Here is a 6,000-nt window from a genome sequence, read left to right as displayed (position 1 = left end):
AGCCGACGCATTGCCCCTGGGGTCCGGGGCGAAGCCCCGAGAACCTCGACTGCGGGCGCGTCGTGGCTGATCGCGCAGTTCCCCGCGCCCCTGACAGGGCGCTGCGGTGCCGCGCGACGAAGATCCGCCGGACAGGCCCTAGGCGTTGCTCCACCCGGCTGTGCTGGAATACGAGTCGAGCAGGTCCACCACGAAGACCAGGGTCGAGCCCGGCGGGATCAACGGCGAGGGCGACTGCTTGCCGTAGCCGAGACGCGGGGGAACGATGATCTCGCGCCGACCGCCGACCTTCATCCCCCTCACCCCCCGGTCCCAGCCCTTGATGACCCTGCCACTGCCCAGGGCGAACTTGAACGGCTGGCCCCGGTCCCAGGAGGCATCGAACTCCTTCCCGGACTCGAAGGTCACCCCGACATAGTGGACCCTGACCACCATGCCCGGCTTCACCTCGGCCCCGTCCCCGACGACCAGGTCCCGGATGGTCAGCTCGGTAGGAGCATCGCCCTCCGGAACGTCGACCTCGGGCTTCGTCAGTTCACTCATTGCAGCCCCATCACTCTCCGTCGAAAGCCCCCGCACGGACCAGCCGGACACGTGGGCACCTCATGCAGCAGATGGTCACGCTACCGAGGATGCCGATTCCCGGAGCACATCGGATCCAGCGGCCACACGTGCTCGGGCAATGGGTTTGCGGCCCGGACTGTGACCGACGCCCTGGTCGAGGCCGGGATGCAGGTGAGACACACTGGCGCATATGCCCTGAGTTGCCAGCTGCGGCGTGTCAGTGCCTTCGCTTGCAGCCATGGGCCTCCGACCTGCTTCTGTGCAGGTCGGAGGCCCTCCCAACTCCCCTAGAAGAAGCCGAGCTTCTTCGGCGAGTACGACACGAGCAGGTTCTTCGTCTGCTTGGGGTGTTGGGCTGGTTGGTTGGCTGACCTGCGGAGCAGCAGCTGGTTGGGGCTCGATGGCGGGCGCTGGCCCGCGTATGGCCCGGATCTTGGTCAGTCAGCCTCAGACGTTGGGGACAACGCCAACAAACTCCGCGCCTTTGTGATTGCCGACTATAAAGGCGAAACCATGACCTTCTCCGCATTCAAGATCTATGCGGACGTAGCCGCCGCGTGTCCCCAGCGGGCTGTCGTATTCATCCCGGTCCGGATGCACGGTGACCGCTTCATGGTCCGGCGCGTAGCCTGCTCGGTCCACAACATCACTGCCGCAGGCGGGGCACGTGAGCTGCCACCGCATGTTCCACGAGCCCTCCGCGCGGGGGACCGGAACCAAGATCTCCGAGTGAGGTTTGGGCATGTGCTTCCTCCTCCGACGGGGGCGGGTGTGTGCTCATCACAGCGGATTGGGCGCCGTGTTGGCCGACAGTTGGCCGATTGTGTGCGTCAAGTGGCGCAAACTGTCCCGTGCTGTCACGGCCCCCACCAACCAATGTCAAATGCCACTTGGGTCGCGTGATGAGGTGGCGCACCGACCGCGCGAGCCTGTCAAATTCATGCACGCGCCTGCCGTGTTAACGCTACGATGAAAATTGTGGGTGAGAAGAGAAAGTCGTGGTGGTTCTGCGTCGACTTTGCTGATGCCAGTTTCGACGGCTCTAGTCGTGAGGGGATGGGTGGCGAGGGTGTCGATTTAAAGCGTCGCGCCGATTCCTCCTTTATTCATGCAGAGTATAGGATCAAGAACCACCTCAATAGATTCGACCGAATTGATGCTGTTTTAGCCCTAAAGAGGGCTATGCAGACCCGACTTGATCACTTGAATGCGATCTACAACTTCAAGCAGTACCCTCAGTGCAGGGATCAAGGGTGGCTTGGTCTCTTGGAATCTTGGGGGGTTATTCGGCAGCGCATGCTGCGTCGCATGCGACAGTTGAGGAATGCTGTAGAGCATGATAGCGCCGAGCCGCCCAGCCTGGAGGAGTGTCAAGACTACTGCGAGGTTGTTTGGTGGTTTTTGCGTGGGACGTCGCCTTTGCTTGCGCCGATCAAGGATGTCTCTCTGGTATTTGGTAGCGGGTCTGAAATTTCACCCCGCCATGCTGGGCTAAGCCTGGACTTCTGCTATGACCCTGTGACGGTCGATCTGTGGGGGCATGTATTGCCCGAGATGTTGTCCGACTCGCCAATCGATGGCTGGGTTCAAGTGCAAACGCAACCTCACCGATGGGCATCGGACGGAGACCTGGAAACGCCCTCTAGGGTTCGACCTGGTGCTCTGTGTATAGATGCGAATGTGTCGGATCCTGGCCTGGTTGGCCCGTTCCTGGAGATCGCCTTTAAGGAGCTTCTCTAAAATGATTCCGGTTGATGATCTCGGATGACCTGTTCTGGGCAAAGGCGGATGTTCGAGCTGTCCAAGTCCGTTGGCGAGACCCACTTGACCCCGCACACCTACCGGAATAGTCAGTCACACGACGTGCCAGCCCCTGCCCGAGCAGTGTCCAAAGCTGTAGCGGCTTAGGCGTGAGCGGGCTTCGTTCTCGGTCAGCCCCAGACCTGTTCCGATCTCTTCCCATGTCAGATCGTCGGCCTCCACGTTGTGGACAGCTGTGCGCCCGATGTCCGCAGCGGTGCGTTCGAGGGCGGCCACGGCTTTCAGTGCGGCCAGTGGCGCCTCGGTGGCCAAGCTGGCCAACTGCTCGTTCAGTCGCTCCAGCAGATCGTCCAGACCCGCGGGCAGTGGCACCGATCGTGACTCAACCTCGCTGACGTGCCGCTCCCAGTCGTCGCACGCACCGGAGGTGTCGATGTTGTGCCGGCTCTCAGCAGCCAGCGCCCAGTCGATCGGGTAGAGGCCGTCGCCGCGCCAGCCACACGAGCAGGAGCCCCGCAGATGGGTCGCCCGCGGGGCACCCAACGTGCCGTCGTAGACCCACCAGTCGCTGAGATACCGCCCAATAGTGCTCGCGCCGTCGAAGTAGACCGGCTTGGGCTCGCTCCCGTCGGCCAAGACCGCGCTGGCCTTGCCCTCATGTGATGCCCCGAACTCTTCGGTCTGATACCCCATGGCTCCTCCTCGCCGCCGCCACGTGTCCACGGCCCAGAGGATGCCCGAGCCACGGTGCTGACGACTGCCAAACGCTTGAACCCATCTCGACCTCGCCGACAGCCCGCTGCTGCGCCTGATTGAAATGGCCGCCTCCCCTCCGCAAGATCAAGCCCCACGCTGGCGGCCTGGCACACTGTCCAGCCGGGCACTGGCCGGCCACGACCACAGGGCCTGTTCGGCATCCGCGGTGACAGATACGCTGGTCCGCGCCAGTTACCGAACCGGGGGTGCGCTCAGCGGATGGGACCGAAGACGGCGCGGGTCGACAGAACGATCCGGGAGTGGATCAGTTCAGGGAAGCTCTCGCCCGGGGACAAGCTTCCGTCGGAGCGCACGCTCGTCGAGCAGCTCGACATCGGACGTACCGCACTGCGGCAGGTGCTCGCTCGGCTCATCGCTGAGGGCGTCCTGGAGGTGCGCGGCCGCAGTTCGTACACCGTGTCATCGCCCGCCGGAGCCGGCGACGACAGCATGACCGTCAACCCTCCCGGCGAGCTGGAAGCGTGGCAGATCCACGGCGAGCGGACCATCTACGACAACCGCTGGGTGAAGCTCGACCTCGTCGATGTCGAGCCGCCGGGCGTCGAGCGCTTCGAGCACCACGTGGTACGCCTGCACCACGTCGCCATCACCGCCGTGGTTGACGATCAAGACCGCGTGCTCATGCTGTGGCGCTACCGCTTTGTGCCCGACAAGTGGGGATGGGAACTCCCGGGCGGCATCGTGGACGCCGGAGAGGACGCCCTCACCACCGCGCTGCGTGAGACCGAGGAAGAAACCGGCTGGCGGCCGACTGCAGTGGAGCACGTGGTCACCTATCAGCCCATGGTCGGCATGGTCGACTCCCCGCACGAGATCTTCGTCGGCCACGGCGCCCAGCACATCGGCGACCCGACGGACGTGGAAGAGGCGGGCCACGTTGCCTGGGTTCCCCTGGCGGACATCCCGGGGCTCATGTCCCGTGGCGAACTGATGGGCTCGGGAACGCTCGTAGCCCTGCTCCACCTGCTGGCGAACCGGCAGGCGGGCACCGCTACAGCCGCTCAGTGAGCTGCTCGATCCGCCGACGGTGCCGCACCGATCCGGTGCGGCTCGCCAGCAGCCGTGCCTGCCGCAAGTGATCCTGCGCCTGGTCGAACTCTTCGCGCGCAAGGTGAGCTTGAGCGAGGTCGCATCGCAGTCCCGATGTTGCCCGGATGAACGTGGGGTCTAGCGCCTCCAGCGCAGCGTAGAGACTGCCGACCGCTTCGTCATCGCCCAGGATGGCAAGAGCATTCCCGCGCCATCGCTCCAGGTGGCCACCATTGAGGAAGATGCTCAGCATGTCGGGGTCACGAGCTTCCTCCCCATCAGGCAGGCAGGCCGCAGCCTTATCGATCGACCTACGGCAGTCGTCCGCCCGGCCGGCGCGAGCGCAGACCTCTGCTTCCGCTGCATGCAGCCAGGCCTGAAGCCGCGGTGACATCCGACTGCCGCCGACTCGCCAAGCATCTTGTACGAGATCAACGGCAAGCTCGGGGCGGCCCGCGTCACACAGTACGTACGCCTGCTCGGCCATCGCGTGCGCGAGATACATGGGCTCGTCCGCCTCCTGGGCGGCGCGCTTGCCCAACTCGTAGTGCCGCCAGGCACGTTCCACTGCACCAACGTCGAGCGCCTGCCAGGCGGCGAGCGTCGCCGCGCCAGCCAATGCGCGCGCCACGGGGCGGCGAGTATCCGGAAGCACCGCGAAGGTCAGGGCGTCCTCGAGCCTCGCAAGGTGCCCCGCCATCTGATCCACGAGGCCAGCGGCCCCCATCTGCCTGTCCACGGTCCGGAGCAGCTCGGTCTGATCCATGAACGTCTTCACCATGGACAGGCTTACGCTCCGAGCCGAGTCAATGCGGCTCACCAGGTCGTCGTAACCGCCGGCGAGGGGCGATGGCTCCACCGAAGAACGCTCACCCAGCAACTCGCGGTCCGTGATGCCGAGCAGGGCCCGCAGGATGGCTGCGTACCTTCGGGAGATGGCACGCTTCCCGTTCTCCCACTCGGACACGTAGACGCGCAGACTGGCCGTCGAGGCCACGTCCAGCATGTGCTGTCGTGCGTGATGTTCGATTTCACGCACGAGCCGTTCCTGTGACCAGCCTCGTGCCGACCGGGCCTGTCGCAGTCCCTCAGCCACTATCAACGCCCCCACAGTGCCCGCCTGTTAGGTCCTCACAGCAGGATGCCTCACATAGCAGCAGGTCGGGAGGGGTTAACAGGAAGAGGGTTAACCCCTGTTGGCTACCGGAGCGTTGGCTCTGACGCTTCCATAGAAGTGCGCAGGAACGGCGAGTTCAAAAGTTCTTGAGCACATGCCCTTGCATCTGGTGCGCACCAGGAGCACGCTACTGGTGCGCACCAGATGAGGGCGCAAATGAACCCGCGGGCTGCCACCCGCGGGCCCTGCATCGCATCCCGGTCAGAGGAGTTCAACGATGCCCAATCAGCGTACGCCCTTGCCCAGGCGCCAGTCCGCCTCCGTGCCGTCGGCCTTCGAGCTGACGACGGCGCTGGCGAAGGTGGCGGTGTTCCTGGACAAGTTCCCCGAGTTGCCCGCGCCGTCGCTGACGGTCCACACCGACAGTGTCATGCTGCAGTTTGCCTTCCTCCCGTCCCAGTTGATGTTCCCGTCCGTGGCGCGTGTGGCCAGGGCGCTGGGTTCGGACACGCACCTGAAGGCCATGTCCGGCAACGGGTGGCACTTCGAGGCGCGCGGCCGGCTGCAGGGTCTGGACGTGGTGGTCTTCGCGGCGGTGTCCGTGGCCACCGACCCGGTGCGGGTGGCCGAGGTGTCGGCGTGATGCCGGCCTTCGTCGGCTTCGAGCGGCGGCCGGTGTGCCGTGCCGCCCGGTGCCCGCGCTGTGGTCACGGGGTGCAGGTCTCGCGGTGCCGTACGGCGGCCCGTGAGAT

At 65.0% G+C, this 6,000-nt stretch carries 7 protein-coding genes; 3 read left to right on the top strand and 4 right to left on the bottom strand.

Annotated features, from left to right (window positions below; genetic code table 11):
* Nucleotides 1–138 precede the first annotated feature (138 nt).
* Both ACWD4B_RS27390 and ACWD4B_RS27385 read right to left on the bottom strand, forming a co-directional pair.
* Nucleotides 139–543, bottom strand: coding sequence for an FKBP-type peptidyl-prolyl cis-trans isomerase (locus ACWD4B_RS27390; protein ID WP_336416528.1), 405 nt, complete (start codon nucleotides 541–543; stop codon nucleotides 139–141).
* A 468-nt stretch (nucleotides 544–1,011) separates the two neighbouring features.
* The gene (locus ACWD4B_RS27385) at nucleotides 1,012–1,308 is read right to left on the bottom strand and encodes a hypothetical protein (protein ID WP_451423260.1); all 297 of its coding nucleotides are present in this window, start codon (nucleotides 1,306–1,308) and stop codon (nucleotides 1,012–1,014) included.
* A 234-nt stretch (nucleotides 1,309–1,542) separates the two neighbouring features.
* Here ACWD4B_RS27385 and ACWD4B_RS27380 point away from each other — a divergent pair, with 234 nt between their 5' ends.
* The gene (locus ACWD4B_RS27380) at nucleotides 1,543–2,304 is read left to right on the top strand and encodes a hypothetical protein (protein ID WP_451423259.1); all 762 of its coding nucleotides are present in this window, start codon (nucleotides 1,543–1,545) and stop codon (nucleotides 2,302–2,304) included.
* 114 nt (nucleotides 2,305–2,418) lie between these two features.
* On the opposite strand, the gene ACWD4B_RS27375 is transcribed toward ACWD4B_RS27380, so the two are convergent.
* The gene (locus tag ACWD4B_RS27375; RefSeq protein WP_451423258.1) at nucleotides 2,419–3,018 is read right to left on the bottom strand and encodes a hypothetical protein; all 600 of its coding nucleotides are present in this window, start codon (nucleotides 3,016–3,018) and stop codon (nucleotides 2,419–2,421) included.
* A gap of 282 nt (nucleotides 3,019–3,300) precedes the next feature.
* Between ACWD4B_RS27375 and ACWD4B_RS27370 the strand changes: the two genes are divergently transcribed.
* Nucleotides 3,301–4,110 carry an NUDIX domain-containing protein gene (locus tag ACWD4B_RS27370; RefSeq protein ID WP_451423257.1) on the top strand — a complete coding sequence of 270 codons (810 nt, stop codon included), beginning with the start codon at nucleotides 3,301–3,303 and terminating at the stop codon, nucleotides 4,108–4,110.
* Here ACWD4B_RS27370 and ACWD4B_RS27365 read toward each other — a convergent pair.
* Entirely contained in the window at nucleotides 4,094–5,137 is a 1,044-nt protein-coding gene (locus tag ACWD4B_RS27365; protein WP_451423262.1) for an XRE family transcriptional regulator, read from the bottom strand. The genes ACWD4B_RS27370 and ACWD4B_RS27365 overlap by 17 nt on opposite strands.
* 388 nt (nucleotides 5,138–5,525) lie before the next feature.
* On the opposite strand from ACWD4B_RS27365, the gene ACWD4B_RS27360 reads away from it, so the two are divergent.
* A complete protein-coding gene (locus ACWD4B_RS27360; protein WP_451423256.1) occupies nucleotides 5,526–5,891 on the top strand; it encodes a hypothetical protein in 366 nt (121 codons plus the stop codon).
* The last annotated feature ends 109 nt before the right edge of the window (nucleotides 5,892–6,000 follow it).

The sequence above is a fragment of the Streptomyces sp. NPDC002536 genome (genome assembly GCF_053594995.1).
The sequence above is the reverse complement of the archived record's forward strand: the minus strand, read 5'-3'. Positions and strand labels throughout refer to the sequence as shown.